The sequence below is a fragment of the Sphaerisporangium sp. NPDC004334 genome (genome assembly GCF_053602655.1).
In genome coordinates, this window is record NZ_JBSGDZ010000038.1 from 21,827 (window position 1) to 35,607 (window position 13,781).

At 70.7% G+C, this 13,781-nt stretch carries 13 protein-coding genes and 1 riboswitch; of the genes, 6 read left to right on the top strand and 7 right to left on the bottom strand.

Features of this window, described 5'->3' with window-relative positions; all coding sequences use genetic code 11:
• Positions 1 to 28 precede the first annotated feature (28 nt).
• On the top strand, positions 29 to 1,027 hold the full coding sequence (locus ACWEN6_RS35745) for an ABC transporter substrate-binding protein (protein ID WP_452576442.1): 999 nt from the start codon (positions 29 to 31) through the stop codon (positions 1,025 to 1,027).
• Between the two features lie 3 nt (positions 1,028 to 1,030).
• The gene (locus tag ACWEN6_RS35750) at positions 1,031 to 2,176 is read left to right on the top strand and encodes an LLM class flavin-dependent oxidoreductase (protein ID WP_452576443.1); all 1,146 of its coding nucleotides are present in this window, start codon (positions 1,031 to 1,033) and stop codon (positions 2,174 to 2,176) included.
• A 166-nt stretch (positions 2,177 to 2,342) separates the two neighbouring features.
• On the opposite strand, the gene ACWEN6_RS35755 is transcribed toward ACWEN6_RS35750, so the two are convergent.
• Positions 2,343 to 3,476 carry an epoxide hydrolase family protein gene (locus ACWEN6_RS35755; RefSeq protein WP_452576444.1) on the bottom strand — a complete coding sequence of 378 codons (1,134 nt, stop codon included), beginning with the start codon at positions 3,474 to 3,476 and terminating at the stop codon, positions 2,343 to 2,345.
• 90 nt (positions 3,477 to 3,566) lie between these two features.
• Here ACWEN6_RS35755 and ACWEN6_RS35760 point away from each other — a divergent pair, with 90 nt between their 5' ends.
• A complete protein-coding gene (locus tag ACWEN6_RS35760) occupies positions 3,567 to 4,604 on the top strand; it encodes a helix-turn-helix transcriptional regulator (protein WP_452576445.1) in 1,038 nt (345 codons plus the stop codon).
• An 85-nt stretch (positions 4,605 to 4,689) separates the two neighbouring features.
• Here ACWEN6_RS35760 and ACWEN6_RS35765 read toward each other — a convergent pair whose 3' ends face one another.
• The 6 genes from ACWEN6_RS35765 to ACWEN6_RS35790 all read right to left on the bottom strand — a co-directional run bounded on the left by ACWEN6_RS35765 (position 4,690) and on the right by ACWEN6_RS35790 (position 9,504).
• Complete coding sequence (locus ACWEN6_RS35765) at positions 4,690 to 5,145, bottom strand: PH domain-containing protein (protein ID WP_354850224.1); 456 nt, start codon at positions 5,143 to 5,145, stop codon at positions 4,690 to 4,692.
• Between the two features lie 72 nt (positions 5,146 to 5,217).
• On the bottom strand, positions 5,218 to 5,688 hold the full coding sequence (ribH, locus tag ACWEN6_RS35770; protein WP_354850221.1) for a 6,7-dimethyl-8-ribityllumazine synthase: 471 nt from the start codon (positions 5,686 to 5,688) through the stop codon (positions 5,218 to 5,220).
• A 37-nt stretch (positions 5,689 to 5,725) separates the two neighbouring features.
• On the bottom strand, positions 5,726 to 6,943 hold the full coding sequence (locus tag ACWEN6_RS35775; RefSeq protein ID WP_354928391.1) for a bifunctional 3,4-dihydroxy-2-butanone-4-phosphate synthase/GTP cyclohydrolase II: 1,218 nt from the start codon (positions 6,941 to 6,943) through the stop codon (positions 5,726 to 5,728).
• Positions 6,940 to 7,560: a nicotinamide riboside transporter PnuC gene (gene pnuC, locus ACWEN6_RS35780; protein ID WP_354850215.1), complete on the bottom strand. Its 621-nt coding sequence runs from the start codon at positions 7,558 to 7,560 to the stop codon at positions 6,940 to 6,942. Before pnuC ends, ACWEN6_RS35775 begins: the two co-directional genes overlap by 4 nt.
• Positions 7,557 to 8,165: a riboflavin synthase gene (locus ACWEN6_RS35785; protein ID WP_354850212.1), complete on the bottom strand. Its 609-nt coding sequence runs from the start codon at positions 8,163 to 8,165 to the stop codon at positions 7,557 to 7,559. Before ACWEN6_RS35785 ends, pnuC begins: the two co-directional genes overlap by 4 nt.
• A gap of 304 nt (positions 8,166 to 8,469) precedes the next feature.
• A riboswitch (FMN riboswitch) is annotated at positions 8,470 to 8,600 on the bottom strand.
• A gap of 94 nt (positions 8,601 to 8,694) precedes the next feature.
• Complete coding sequence (locus tag ACWEN6_RS35790; RefSeq protein ID WP_452576446.1) at positions 8,695 to 9,504, bottom strand: oxygenase MpaB family protein; 810 nt, start codon at positions 9,502 to 9,504, stop codon at positions 8,695 to 8,697.
• Positions 9,505 to 9,909: 405 nt separating this feature from the next.
• On the opposite strand from ACWEN6_RS35790, the gene ACWEN6_RS35795 reads away from it, so the two are divergent.
• The 3 genes from ACWEN6_RS35795 to ACWEN6_RS35805 all read left to right on the top strand — a co-directional run bounded on the left by ACWEN6_RS35795 (position 9,910) and on the right by ACWEN6_RS35805 (position 13,778).
• Entirely contained in the window at positions 9,910 to 10,893 is a 984-nt protein-coding gene (locus ACWEN6_RS35795; protein WP_354850206.1) for an ABC transporter permease, read from the top strand.
• Between the two features lie 41 nt (positions 10,894 to 10,934).
• Entirely contained in the window at positions 10,935 to 12,728 is a 1,794-nt protein-coding gene (locus ACWEN6_RS35800) for an ABC transporter substrate-binding protein (protein WP_354928379.1), read from the top strand.
• A gap of 69 nt (positions 12,729 to 12,797) precedes the next feature.
• Positions 12,798 to 13,778, top strand: coding sequence for an ABC transporter permease (locus ACWEN6_RS35805; protein ID WP_452576447.1), 981 nt, complete (start codon positions 12,798 to 12,800; stop codon positions 13,776 to 13,778).
• Positions 13,779 to 13,781 lie beyond the last annotated feature (3 nt).

Here is a 13,781-nt window from a genome sequence, read left to right on the forward strand (position 1 = left end):
CCGGGTCCCGCGTCACCCCGGAGGGAACATGATGATCACCAAGGCCGTACGGCTGCTCGCCGCCCTTGGCCTGGCGGCGGCGCTCACCGCCTGCGCCGGCGCCACCCGAGACGGCGCAGCCGGCGCAGCCGAGACCGGCCCGGCAGGGGTCACCCTCAGGGTCGGCGACCAGAAGGCCGGGTCACGGGCGCTGCTCACGGCGGCCGGAGAGCTGAGCGGAACGCCCTACAAGATCACCTGGGCCCAGTTCACCTCCGGGCCGCCCCTGCTCGAGGCCGTCAACGCCGGGGGCGTGGACCTCGGCGGGGTCGGCAACACCCCGCCGATCTTCGCCGCCGCCGCCGGCTCGAAGATCGCCGTGGTGGCGGCCGAGAAGCAGAGCGTCGCCGGGTCGGCCGTCCTGGTGCCGTCAGGGTCGGCCATCACCTCCCCCGCCCAGCTGAAGGGCAGGCGCGTCGCGGTCGCCAAGGGAAGCTCGGCCCACTACCACCTGCTCGCCGTGCTGAAGAAGGAGAACCTGTCCTTCAAGGACATCACGGTGAGCTACCTGCAGCCCGCCGACGCGCTGGCCGCCTTCACCTCCGGGCGCGTCGACGCCTGGGCCATCTGGGACCCCTACACCTCACAGGCCCGCCTCGGCAACGCCGCCAAGGTGCTGGTCGACGGCGAGGGCTACGCCAACGGCTACGCCTTCCAGGTCGCCGGACGGGCCGCGCTCGCCGACCAGGCCAAGGCCGGAGCGATCCGCGACTACCTCGCCCGGCTGCGGCGCGCCAAGCTCTGGGCCAACACCCACCAGGCCGAGTGGGCGAAGGTCTGGGCGAAGGAGACGGGCCTGCCGCTCCCGGTCACCACCGCCGCCGCGGGCAACCGCACCACCACCCCGGTACCCATCGACGACACCGTCATCGCCTCCGAGCAGGAGATGGCCGACGCCTTCACCGCCGAGGGGCTGATCCCGGGCAAGGTCGCCTTCGCCGACTACACCGACCGCCGCTTCAACGACATCGTCACGAAGGACGCCTGAGCCATGACCCTGAAGTTCCACTGGTTCCTGCCCACCTCCGGAGACAGCAGGGCGATCATCGGCGGGGGCCACGGGCTCTCGCGCGGCCACGGCCGCAGCGCCGCGGCCGCCTACCGGCCCCCGTCGGTCGACTACCTCGGGCAGATCGCCCGCTCGGCCGAGCAGCTCGGGTTCGAGGCGGTGCTCACCCCGACCGGCACCTGGTGCGAGGACGCCTGGCTGGTCACCGCGGCGCTCACGCAGCAGACCACGCGGCTGAAGTTCCTGGTCGCCTTCCGTCCCGGCTTCCTGTCCCCCACGCTCGCGGCGCAGATGGCCGCCACCTACCAGCGCATCTCCGGCGGCCGGCTCCTGCTCAACATCGTCACCGGCGGCGAGGGCGCCGAGCAGCGCCGCTTCGGCGACCACCTGTCCAAGGACGAGCGGTACGCGCGCACCGACGAGTTCCTGACGGTGGTGCGCGGGGCGTGGAGCGGCGTCCCGTGCGACTTCTCCGGCGCCTACTACCAGGTGGAGGGCGCCACGGTCGCCGAGGCGCCCGACCCGGTGCCCGAGCTGTACTTCGGCGGATCATCCCCGGCGGCGGGCGCGGTCGCGGCCCGGCACGTGCAGACCTACCTCACCTGGGGCGAACCGCCCGCCCAGGTCGCCGAGAAGCTCGCCTGGGTGCGCGGGCTGGCCGCCGAGCAGGGGCGCACGCTGCGGTTCGGCATCCGGCTGCACGTGATCACCCGGGACACCTCCGAGGAGGCGTGGGCCGAGGCCGGTCGCCTGCTGTCGCGCATCGACCCCGCCGACATCGCGGCCGCGCAGCGCACTCTGGCCCGCAGCGAGTCGGTCGGGCAGAAGCGCATGCTGGCGCTGCACGAGGGCTACCGGCGCGACGGCGGCGACCCGCACGAGCTGGAGGTGTACCCGAACCTGTGGGCGGGGGTCGGCCTGGTGCGCGGCGGCGCGGGCACCGCGCTGGTGGGCAGCCACGCCGAGGTGGCCGGTCTCATCGAGGAGTACGCCGCCCTGGGCATCACCGAGTTCGTCCTGTCGGGCTACCCGCACCTGGAGGAGGCCTACTGGTTCGGCGAAGGCGTCCTGCCCGAACTCCACCGCCGCGGCGCCCTGGACCGCGCCCTCACCCCCGTCACCGTCTGACCCGCCCTCCTTCCCTCTCCGTGGTATCCGCCCGCTTCAGATCTTCAGCGCGTGGCTCGCGCGGATGTGCCCGTCTCTTGGTGGCCCGGGCCGGCCCCTTGTGCCCGGCCTGGGCCACGGGCGGGCCGCGGCGCCCGGCGAGGACGACGCGGCCGTTCCGCGACGGTCAGCGGACCTTGGCGAAGAACGCGCGGACGTCGGCGGCGAGGTGGTCCGGCTGGTCCATGGCGATGAAGTGGTGGCCGCCGGGGTTGTCCTGCGGCCAGTGGACGATGGTGTTGTGGCGTTCGGCGAGCCGGCGGATTCCGGGCGGTCCGCTGTAGACGCCGGTCGGTACGGCCATCTGTCCTTCCGGCCAGCCGAAACCGGTGCTGTCGTAGTACGGCCAGGCCGACGTCCCGAACGTCCCGGTGAACCAGTACAGGCTCACGTTGGTGAGGAACAGGTCGCGGTCGATCACCTGCTCGAGCGGCCTGCCGGAGGCGTTGAACTCGTGGAACTTCTGCGTCATCCAGGCCAGTGCCGCGATCGGGGAGTCGTGCCATCCGTAGGCGAAGGTCTGCGGCGCCGCGCGCAACAGCGCATGGTGGTCGACTCCGTTCATCCAATCCTGCCGCTGAAACCACGCGAAGGCCGCCCGCTCCTCCTCGGTCATGTCCGGAAGGTCCTTCTCGGTGGGGAAGCCGAGGCCGCTGACGACGTAGACGCCGGCCACGTGGTCAGGAGCGGCCTTGGCCACCTCCGGCGCGACGTAGGCGCCGAAATCTCCGCCCTGCGCGCCGTACCGCTCGTAACCGAGACGGCGCATCAGCTCCGTCCAGACGCGCGCCACGCGCGCCGCGGTCCATCCTGTCCCGCGCGGCGGTGCGGAGAAGCCGAAGCCCGGCAGGGAGGGCACGACGACATGGAACGCTTCGGCGGGATCACCGCCGTGCGCGCGGGGATCGGTGAGCCGGCCGATGAGATGGGCGAACTCCGCGAACGAGTTCGGCCAGCCGTGCGTGAGGATGAGCGGGAGAGCGTCGGGCTCGGCTGAGCGCACGTGCAGGAAATGGATCTCCTGACCGTCGATCTCGGTCATGAACTGCGCGAACCCGTTCAGTCGCGCCTCGTGCGTGCGCCAGTCGTACTCCTCGCGCCAGTAGCGGGCCAGTTCCCGGAGGTAGGTGACGGGGACGCCGCGAGCCCATCCGTCGCCGGGCAGTTCGCGAGGCCACCGGGTGCGGTCCAGCCGGTGGTGCAGGTCGTCCAGGTCGGCCTGGGCGATGTCGATCTGGAAGGGACGAATGTGGGTGCTCATGCTTCTCTCCCGATGTGCCGCGATGACGGGATCGACGCTAGAGGCCATGTAGGCCGGATCCTGACCTACATGGCCGGGCATGCTGGAGGCATGGGAGACATGCCCGCACGCCTGCTCGATCTGCTGTCATTGCTGCAGAGTCCGCGCGACTGGCCGGGGAGCGAGTTGGCCGGGCGCCTCGGGGTCAGCCGCCGCACCGTCCGCCGCGACATCGACCGCCTGCGCGAGCTGGGATATCCGGTGCGGGCGGCGATGGGCGCGGTGGGCGGCTATCGGCTCGCCGCGGGCACGGCCATGCCGCCGTTGCTGCTGGACGACGAGGAGGCGGTGGCCATCGCCGTGGGCCTGCGCACCGCGGCCTCGCATCCGGTGGCCGGCATCGAGGAGGCGTCGGTACGTGCTCTGGCCAAGCTGGAGCAGGTTCTGCCGTCCCGGCTGCGGCACCGAGCAGGCGTGCTCGCCGCGGCGACCGTGACGATGCCACCCGGAGGCGAGGCGCCCGTCGACCCGCGGAATCTGGTGGTGCTCGCCGCGGCCGCCACCAACCGTGAACGCCTGCGCTTCGCCTACCGGTCCGGCGACGGCACCGAGACCAGGCGCCTGACCGAGCCGTACCGCCTGGTGGCGGCGGGGCGCCGCTGGTATCTGCTGGCGTACGACAACGACCGCGACGACTGGCGCTTCTTCCGCGTCGACCGCATCGGCGAGCCGCAGGCGACCGGCGTGCGGGTCCCGGCCCGTGTGCCGCCCGAACAGGACGCGGCCGCGTTCATCAGCGGCAAGATGTACTCGCTCGCGCCGACCTACCAGGTGGTAGCGACCTTGCACCTTCCGGCAGGCCAGGTGAGAAGCCGGCTCGGCCCCGCCGCGGGAGAGGTCGAACCGGTCGGCGAGCGTAGCTGCCGGCTGCGCGGACCGGCCGACACCCTGGAGTGGACGGCGGCGCGCCTGCTCATGCTGGGCTGCGAGTTCGAGGTGCACGAGCCGCCCGAGCTAGCGGCGTATCTGCGCGAACTGGGCGCCCGTGCCACCCGCGCCGCCGAGCCCCCCGGCGGAGCCGGCGACGCACCGGGCTCCGGCGATCGTCCGGACGACACGCGCACCCTGTCACCTGGGTCCGAAACCTGACAGGTCCTGCCTGGACTCCACCGCCGAGGCGCCCCGAACCCGCCCTCCGTCCCGGTCACCGGCCTCCGGCATGTCCCCCTCTTCTTCAGCCGCGGTCGGGGGCTTCGCCGTAGGTGTGGATGAGGGCGCGGAGTTCGGCCACGGCCTTGCGGGAGCGGGCCTTCTCGGCGCCCTGGATGCCCATGGCGCCGACGCTGGACCCGTCGGCCAGGTCGAGCTTGGGCCACGGCTCACCCTCGGGCATGGTCACGCCGAGCACCTCGGGCCACTCGTACCGGTGGACGCGCACGGCGTTGACGACGGTGATGCCGCGGTCGTCGGCCTCCACCCGCAGCCGGCCGAGCAGGTGGAGGATGAAGCCGACCAGGCACCCGAAGGCCACCAGGCCGATGCGGTCGGGCAGCTTGAACGGCGCCGGGAGCACCAGGGCCAGCACGAGCGACCCCACGACCATCACCGTGGCGAACCCGTAGGCCAGGATCATGGCCCGGCGCGGACGCCAGGTCATCGGCAGGGGCGGCGTCTGCTCCGTGTCAGGCACGACGGCCCGTCCGACGGTGGCGGCAGGTCGGCCGGCGGGCCGGTCGGCAGGTTGAACGGCGCGGCAAATCGCTCATCCCTTCAGGTCACGCAGCACCATCGCTGTCTCGAGCGCCGCGACCGTGGCCTCGTACCCCTTGTCCTCATGGCTGCCGGGGAGGCCCGCCCGGTCGACGGCCTGATCAAGGTTGTCACATGTCAGCACCCCGTTGCCCACCGGAGTCGACTCGTCCAGGGACACCCGGGTCAGTCCGGATGTGACCGAGTCGCAGACGTACTGGAAGTGGGCGGTCTCGCCGCGGACGACCACGCCGAGGGCGACGACCGCGTCGCAGCGCCGCGCCAGGGCCTGGGCGACGACCGGGACCTCCAGGGAGCCCGCGACCCGGACGGTGACCCACTCGGCCCCGCACTCCTTGGCCGCCTGCTCCGCGCGAGCCACCAGCTGGTCGGTGATCTCCTGGTGCCAGCGGGCCGCGACGATGCCGACCCGCAGTCCCTCGGCGACGACGGGGGCGGCCTGGGGCCGTCCGGTACCGCTCACCGGTGCTCCTCTCTCGCCGAGGCCGGCGTGGGCCGGCTCATCGGACGCCTTCGATCTGGTGGCCGAGGCGGTCGCGCTTGGCCGTCAGGTACTTGATGTTGTACTGGTTGGCGGCGGCGGGCATGGCCTCGCGGCCGAGCACCTTGATGCCGTAGCCGTCCAGCCCGCGCAGTTTGGCCGGGTTGTTGGTCAGCACGCGCACCGACTTGACCCCGAGGTCGGCCAGCATCTGGCCGGCGTTGGAGAACTCGCGGGCGTCCACCGGCAGGCCGAGCTCCAGGTTGGCGTCCACGGTGTCGCTGCCGTTGTCCTGCAGGCTGTAGGCCCGGAGCTTGGCCAGCAGGCCGATGCCGCGGCCCTCGTGCCCGCGCAGGTAGACGATCACTCCCCTGCCCTCGGCGGCGACCGCGCGCATGGCGTGGTCGAGCTGCACCCCGCAGTCGCAGCGCAGCGAACCCAGGACGTCCCCGGTCAGGCACTCGCTGTGGGCGCGGACCAGGATGTTCTCCCCGTCGCCGAGGTCGCCGTACACCAGGGCGAGGTGCTCGCCGCCGTCGATGCCGCTGGCGAAGCCGTAGGCCCGCCACACGCCGTAGCGGTTGGGGATCTCGGTGACCGCGACCCGCTGGACCACCCGCTCGGTGCGGCGGCGGTACTCGGCGAGCTGCTCGATGGACACCAGCGCAAGGTCGTGCTCGTCGGCGAACACCCGCAGCTCGGGCAGGCGCGCCATCGTCCCGTCGTCGTTGACGATCTCGGCCAGCACTCCGGCGGGGGTGAGCCCGGCCAGCCGGGCGAGGTCGACGGCGGCCTCGGTGTGGCCGCGCCGGGCGAGCACGCCGCCCTCGTGGTAGCGCAGCGGGAAGATGTGGCCCGGCCGCGCCAGCTCGAACGGCTCGGTGGCCGAGTCCGCCAGCGTGCGGATGGTCTTGGCGCGGTCGGCGGCCGAAATGCCGGTGCTCACCCCGTCGCGGGCGTCCACGCTGATGGTGTAGGCGGTGCGCAGCCGCTCGCGGTTCTGGTGGACCATGAGCGGCAGGCCGAGGCGGTCCAGGTCCCGCCCGAGCATGGGGACGCAGATCACGCCGCTGGTGTAGCGGATGGTGAAGGCCAGCAGCTCCGGGGTCGCCTTGGAGGCGGCGAAGATGATGTCGCCCTCGTTCTCGCGGTTCTCGTCGTCGACGACGACCACCGGCCTGCCGCGGCCGATGTCCTCGATCGCCCGCTCGATCGGGTCCAGCGTGATGTCGCTCATGCCGTTGCCACCTCCAGTCCGCGGCTGTACTGCCGCCGCCATTCGCGGATCCCGAGCAGGACCATGACGAAGAAGATCCCGTAGACGACGCCGGAGACGACCAGGCCCGAACCGAACGCCAGGGGCACGCCGACGAGGTCGACGGCGATCCAGATCCACCAGAAGTCGATCAGGGCCCTGCCCTGGGCGTAGGTCGCGATCGCGCTGCCGACGAAGATGTAGGCGTCCGGGAGCGGCGCCCACGACCAGCCGGTGACCGAGAAGAACAGCGCGACCAGCGCCGTCGCGGCCACCATGACCGCGACCAGCGTGAGGCGCTCGCGGGTGCGCCCGGGACGCACGGGCAGCGGCTCGCCGTCCCTGGTGCCGCGCATCCAGCGGAACCAGCCGTAGAGGGCCAGCAGGCCGAACATCGCCTGCTTCAGCGCGTTGCCGGTGATGTGGGCCTGGACCGAGGCGACGAACAGCAGCACCGAGCCGACGAGCTGCACCGGCCAGGTCCAGATGGTGCGCTTCATGGCGAGCACGACGGTGGACAGCGCGCAGATGTTGCCGACCAGGTCGGTCCACAGCACGTGCTGGCCGAGCAGGTCGAACCCGGCCTCGGTCCAGCTCATGACGCCACGCCCTGTCCCCGGGGGGCGAGGAGCTTCTCGACGTACTTGGCGATGACGTCGACCTCGAGGTTGACCGGGTCGCCGGGCTTCTTGGTGCCGAGGGTGGTGAGGCCGAGGGTGGTGGGGATGAGGCTGACGGCGAACGCGCCGGGCTCCACGGCGGCGACGGTGAGGCTGACGCCGTCGACGGCGATCGAGCCCTTCTCGACCACGTACCGGTCGAGCTCGGCGGGCAGGGACACCCGCACGATCTCCCAGTGCTCGGCGGGCTCGCGCGCGAGCACGACGCCGGTGCCGTCCACGTGGCCCTGGACGATGTGACCGCCGAGCCGCTGGTCGGCGCGCACGGCCCGTTCGAGGTTGACCGGGTCGCCGGGGGTGAGCGCGCCGAGCGAGCTGCGGTCGAGGGTCTCCTTCATCACGTCGGCGGTGAAGGTCTCGCCCTCGACGGTGACGACGGTCAGGCAGACCCCGTTGACCGAGATCGACTCCCCGTGGCGGGCCCCGGGGGCGACGGCCGGGCCGCGGACGGAGAAGCGGGCCGCGTCGGGCAGCGCCTCCACCGCGGCGATCTCGCCGAGCTCCTCGACGATTCCTGTGAACATCAGATCTCCTTGTGCGACGCGACCGGCGGCGGGCCGGAGCGCGGGCCGTTCAGTGGCGTGCGTGAGGGACCAACCCATCGGGGCGCCCGCCTCTTCCGCGCCTCGCGCGCGGCACGGGGGACCCACGCCGGGATGTGCACGGCACGGGACGGCGCGGCGCGCTCTGCGGCGCGGCACGCGGGATACGACGATCGACCCACCCGGCCCCTCCTACTCGCCAGTAGCTTTCTTGCCACGGCGGGCCCCGGGGTGATCGGGTGCGGCACGGCACCACGAAGGCGCACGGCGACGGATCGCCGGACGCTCGCGCGCTTCCTCCCATCCGGACTTTCACCGTCGGTCCTGGAATTCCACCAGGTCCACCGGCCGATGGACTCGGCCGGGTCGCGGACTGTCACCGCCGGTTCGGAATTTCACCGACCCCGGAGCACGCTGCTCTGCTATCAGTGTGCCACGCTCGGCAAAGCGGGCGTAACCCGCGAGAACCCCTATGGTCAACAAGCGCTTGGTAGGTGGGGTACCCCCGGGGTCAGGCCGCCGACATCAGCTTCCGGGCGCGCCGGGCGTCCGGGCTGTAGCGCAGCCCCTCGGGGATCACCCGCGTGCCGTGGTACAGCGCCTTGAGCGCCACGCCCGCCCACACGTCCTCCAGCGGGGTCGCCGGCAGCCGGTACAGCCGCCGGGCCCAGCGCGGCAGCGTGGCGAAGGCGAGCAGGGTGATGAGCGGGACGGCCGGCTTGAGCGCGGCAAGGCGCATGGGCACCGGGGCGTTCAGGGACAGCAGCAGCGGATGGGCCGCCTCGGGCACCAGGTACAGGCCCGGGCGCCGGGCCTCGATGTAGGCGCGCATCTCGGCCACCGAGCCGGGCACGTCGTCCTCGGCCAGCCCGACGAGCGCGGCCGAACGCCGCTGCTCGGCGACGAACCGGTCGGCGTCCTCGGCGCTGAGCCGCACGCCCGCGCGGCGGGCCACCGTCAGGTAGGAGTCGACCTCGCCGACGTGCACCCAGCGCAGCGCGTCGGGGTCGTCGAGCCGGAAGTCCTCGCCGGTGTCGGGGTCGTGCGCGGTCAGCCTGGCGTGGATCTTGCGCACCCGGGCGCCCGCCTTGCCGGCCTCGGCCGTGGTGCCGTAGGTGCGGACCCGGACGAACTCGGTGGTGCGCCAGAAACGCGCCCACGCCTCGTCGGGGTCCAGCAGGGCGGAGTTCTGCACCAGGCCGCGCATCGCCCGCGGGTGCAGGCCCTGCATGAGCAGCGCGCGGAAGCCGCCGACGAACTGGACGGGCTCCCCCATCACCCGCCAGGTCACCGACTGCGGACCGAAGAGCCCGTGGTCCATCGCGCACACCTCCGCAGAACCCCGTAAGTGACGCGTTACCCCGGATTCCGCCGTCCACACCGGGAACCGCGCAGGAGCGGGCACTTTCACGGGGGACGCCTGTTATGCGGACGGTCACGTCATGACCAGGTCATGGCTGTGTCACAAAATCGTGACACAGCGCGCGACAGGGGATCCATAGTGTGTCGTACGCCATCACCGCAGGTCAATGGGGTAGCGGACACAACCTGATTGACATTGCACAACGAACGTTAAAAAGCTCCTCAGCGAGCTGCCAGGAGATTGACCAACGGCTAATTAATTGCCAAAGTTCCCTCTAGTCACGATTTACTGCGATCAGATCTCTGGGGTGGCACCCGCACAATGGCTCTCCCCTCTCCGGCAAGGACCGAAGGCTCCGACCCCGTGGACGCCGTCCAGGCCGCGACCGCCGGCACCGGCGCGACCACCCTCGTGGGCCGCTCGCCGGCCCAGCTCATGTGGCGGCGCTTCCGCCGCGACAAGACGGGCGTGGTCTCCGCCGTCATCGTCGTGTTCTTCGTCCTGGTCGCGCTCGGCGCGCCGCTGATCTCGGCGGTGTACGGCAAGGACCCCTACACGACCTACGGGCTGGACAACCCCGGGCTGCTCAACGCCTACGGCTTCCCGATCCTGCCGAACGGCGGCATCAGCTCGCAGTTCTGGTTCGGCATCGAACCCGGGCTCGGCCGCGACGTGTTCACGCAACTCGTCTACGGCATCCGCACCTCACTGCTGATCGCCCTGGCCGCCACGATCATCACGACGGTGCTCGGCATCGTGGTGGGCATCGTCGCCGGGTACGCGGGAGGGCGCACCGACTACCTCATCGGCCGCGCCATCGACGTCCTGCTGTCCTTCCCCTCGACGCTGTTCATCATCGCCTTCATGCCCGTGCTGGAGAACCTCCTGGTCAAGCCGGACGAGGAGACCCCGGTGTGGCTGCGCGCCGCCGCGCTGATCATCTTCTTGACCGTGTTCGGCTGGGCCGGGCTGGCGCGCCTGCTGCGCGGCAACGTGCTGTCGCTGCGCGAGCGGGAGTTCGTGGAGGCCGCCCGGGTCACCGGCGCGTCTCCGGCCCGGATCATCTTCAAGGAACTGCTGCCCAACCTGTGGACGCCGATCCTCATCCAGTCGACGCTGCTGCTGCCGGCGCTGGTCACCTCCGAGGCGGCGCTGTCCTTCCTCGGCGTCGGCATGATCGAGCCGGTCCCCGACTGGGGCCGCATGTTCCTGCGCGGCACCGAGGTCTACCAGTCCGACATCACCTACCTGATGTTCCCCGGCATCGCGCTCCTCATCTTCGTCATCGCCTTCAACCTCCTGGGTGACTCGGTCCGGGACGCCTTCGACCCGAGGATCAGACATTGACCCGGCCACGCACCCTGCACATCTCTAAGACCAGGAGTGAAATGTCAGCACGAACGCGGTCCGCTCTGGCCGTCTTCGCCATCGGATCCCTCGCCCTCACCGCGGCGTGCTCGCAGGGCAACGCCGGCGCACCCCCCGCGAGCTCCGGCGGCGCCTCCGCGTCCGCGTCCCCGACCAGCATGACGGACCTGTTCGCGCCGCCGAAGGTCACGGTGGGCACGGCGGACGACTCCAAGGGCCCGTCCATCCCGCCGGAGGGCGTCGTCAAGGGCGGCACGGTCAACATGATCGACCGTGACGACTACCCGCACTTCGACCCGGCCCGGGTCTACGACAACGTGACGGCCAACTTCCACAAGCTCATCACCCGCCAGCTCACCGGCTACAAGCGCGTGGCCAAGGGCGAGTACAAGGTGGTCGGCGACCTCGCCACCGACGCCGGGCAGGTGTCCGACGGCGGCAAGACCTGGAAGTTCACCCTCAAGGACGGGGTGAAGTGGCAGGACGGCAGCGCCATCACCTCCGCCGACGTCAAGTGGACGATGGAGCGGCTGTTCGCCCCGTTCATCACCGAGGGCCCGCCCTACATCCAGCAGTGGCTGACCGCCGAGGACTACAAGAAGGCCTACGGCGGGCCGTACAGCGGCAAGGAACTCGACACCATCGAGACCCCCGATGACAAGACGGTGGTCTTCCACTTCACCTCGCCGCACGCGGACGCCAACTACGCCCTGGCCATGACCGGCTACGGCATCGTGCCCAAGGCGAAGGACACCAAGGAGAAGTACGACAAGGAGCCCTTCTCCAGCGGCCCGTACATCATCGCCAAGCACACCGTCGACAAGTCGATGGACCTGGAGCGCAACCCCAACTGGGACGCGGCCACCGACCCGATCCGCGGCGCCTACCCCGACAAGTGGCACCTGGAGTTCGGCTTCCAGGCGCTGCAGGTGACCGACCGGTTCGTCGCCGACACCGGCGACGACAAGAAGACCCTCAGCTTCTACAGCCACGTCGCCGCCGAGCGGACCCAGCAGGTCGTCGAGAACGCCGACCTGCAGTCGCGCCTGCTCAAGCAGCCCTCGCCCTACGGTGACTACTACTACTTCAACCTCGACCGGGTGAAGGACATCAAGCTGCGGCAGGCGATCAACTACGCCTGGCCGACCCAGCAGATCATGCAGATCAGCGGCGGCCCCGCCAGCTCGGTGATCAACACCACGATCCTCAACCCGAGCGTGTCGGGCTGGCAGGACTACGACGCCTTCGGCATGAAGCAGCACCCCAACGGCGACCTGGCCAAGGCCAAGGAGCTGATGGCCCAGGCGAGCGACAAGACGCCGACGCTGGTCTACGGCTACAACGACACCCCGACCGAAGAGCGCATCACGGTCGCCATCAAGAACCAGCTCGCCAAGATCGGCGTCAAGATCGTCGCCAAGCCGATGAACACCAAGACCTGGTACGACTCGACCAGCAAGGTGGACAACGGCCTGGACATGTACTGGGGCGGCTGGGGCGCCGACTGGCCGACCGCGGCCACCGTGTTCCCGGTCATCTTCGGCCCGATCCACGACGGCGGCTACAACCAGTCGCACCTCAACGACCCGGCCGTCACCGCCGAGATCAAGCGCATCGAGGGTCTGGCGGACGCCACCGAGGCCAACAAGGCGTGGGGCGACCTGGACAAGAAGATCATGGAGACCATCACCCCGCTGGTGCCCGCGCTCAACAACGTGGGTCTCCAGCTGCACGGCTCGCTGGTGGGCGGCGCCGAGATCGACCCGATCCAGTGGGTCGTCTCGCCCGACACCATCTTCGTGAAGTCTTCGTGAAGCACTAGCAGTCCCGGCTCCGGGGCGCCGCGCGGCGCCCCGGAGCACCTCCACTGAGATCGACAGGCCATGCTCAGATTCCTGACCCGCCGGACCCTCGGCGCGGCGGTCATCCTCGTGATCATCGCCGCAGTGACGTTCTTCCTGTTCTTCGCCATCCCCGCCGACCCGGCGCGGCTGGCCTGCGGCAAGGTGTGCCCGCCCGAGACGCTCGCGCAGGCGCGGCACAATCTGGGCTTCGACCAGCCGATCTTCGTCCAGTTCGTCAACTGGCTGGTCGGCGTCTTCGTGGGACGGGACTACGAGGGGCTCGGGCACTGCCCCGCGCCGTGCCTCGGCTACTCCTTCGTCAACCACGCCCCGGTCTTCGACACCATCACCGACCGGATGCCGCTGACGATCTCGCTGACCGTGGGCTCCGCCGTCATCTTCCTGCTGTTCGGCGTGGGCACCGGCATCATCGCCGCGCTCAACCAGGGCCGGCCGCTGGACAAGATCGCCAGTGTCTCGTCGCTGATCGGCGCCTCGGTGCAGATCTACTTCGTCGGCACGCTGGCCATGTACTTCCTGGTCTACCAGTGGCACCTCATCGAGCGCCCGCAGTACGTGCCCTTCACCGACAACCCGCTCCAGTGGGCCTACGGACTGCTGCTGCCGTGGGTGGTGCTCGCGATCATCTTCACCGCGAACTACACCCGCATGGCCCGCTCCACGATGGTCGAGCAACTGTCGGAGGACTACGTCCGCACGGCGCGGGCCAAGGGCATGTCGGGCCGCACGGTGGTCCTGCGCTTCGCGCTCAGGGGCACCCTCACTCCCATCGCCACGATCTTCGGCATCGACATCGGCACGCTCATCGGCGGCGCGATCATCACCGAGAACACCTTCAGCCTCCAGGGCATCGGCCGGCTGTCCATCCAGGCCGTCCTCAACTCCGACCTGCCGATGCTGATGGCGACGGTCCTGCTCGCCGCCACCGCCATCGTCGTCTTCAACGTCGTCGTGGACGCGATGTACGCGGTCATCGACCCGCGCGTCCGTCTCAGCTAGGTG